Here is a 1,237-nt window from a genome sequence, read left to right as displayed (position 1 = left end):
CAAGCTGGAGCCCGGTGGGCCATTCCTGCCGCTGCAGGCGGCGTTGCGCAGCCTGGTAGCCCAGGTGCCACGGGTGACTGCGCTGTGCTTCGGCAACGACATCATGGCGCTGCACGGCGCGCGGCTGCTCGACGCGCTCGGCGTGCGCGTGTCACAGGACATGGCCCTGATGGGCTTTGACGATGACCACGCCATCTGCGAGGCGATACGGCCCCAGCTCAGCACCGTGGCCCTGCCCTACTTCGAGATGGGGATTGCGGCGGTCGAGCGCCTGCTAGCCACCGGTACAGCACCCAGCGAACCCTGGCAACTGGTCGCAGCCGGCATCGTCGAACGCAATGCCACCCCGCCGCTACCGCACTCCACCACCTCCATATGACCTCTGACATGCACCGCCCACGCTACCACTTCACCGCCCCCCACCACTGGATCAACGACCCCAACGGCCTGTGCTTCCACGGTGGCCGCTACCACCTCTACTACCAGTACAACCCGAACGCCAACCAATGGGGCGACATCCACTGGGGCCACACCAGCAGCGCCGATCTGGTGACCTGGCGCGACGAGCCCCTGGCCCTGGCCCCCACGCCAGACGGCCCCGATGCCGGTGGCTGCTTTTCCGGCAGCTTCGCGCTGGTCAATGGCCAGCCCACGCTGTACTACACCGGCTTCACACCCGAGCGCCAGGTGCAGTGCACCGCCACCAGCGACGACCTGCAACGCTGGACGCTGCAGCCCGAGCGCACCCTCACCACCCCGCCCGAAGGTGTAGAACCACATGACTTCCGCGACCCCTACGTGTTCCAGCACGCCGGGCATTGGTACATGGTGGTGGGTGCGTCGCTGCACCACGAGCGCGGCCAGGCCCTGCTCTACCGCAGTGAAGACGGCAGCGCCTGGGACTACCGTGGCCCGCTCTACACCGCGCCCACCCTGGCATGGGGGCGGATGTGGGAATGCCCGAACTTCTTCCCCCTCGGCGACAAATGGGTGCTGACCGTATCGATCTGGCTCGGGCTGGGCGTGCACTGGTTCGTGGGCCGCTTCGAGAACGAGGTTTTCATCCCCGAATCTGAAGGCGTGCTCGACCCCGACAACGGTGCCTTCGCGCACCTGACCATGGGCGGGCCCGACGGGCGGGCGCTGCAGTGGGCCTGGATGAACGAGCAGCGCGAGCAAGAACGTATCGATGCCGACGGCTGGGCCGGTGCCATGACCTTGCCACGCGTGCTGTCGC

The 1,237-nt window shown here is 67.4% G+C and carries 2 protein-coding genes; both read left to right on the top strand.

Annotated features, from left to right (window positions below; all coding sequences use genetic code 11):
• The coding region (locus tag AC097L_RS24990; RefSeq protein WP_479589409.1) for a substrate-binding domain-containing protein at window positions 1-379 on the top strand (379 nt) is incomplete at its 5' end.
• On the top strand, window positions 376-1,237 hold an 862-nt coding region (locus tag AC097L_RS24985; protein WP_479589408.1), incomplete at its 3' end, for a glycoside hydrolase family 32 protein. The genes AC097L_RS24990 and AC097L_RS24985, both read left to right, overlap by 4 nt.

The organism is Rhodoferax sp. RT5P35, assembly GCF_056521385.1.
The sequence above is the reverse complement of the archived record's forward strand: the minus strand, read 5'-3'. Positions and strand labels throughout refer to the sequence as shown.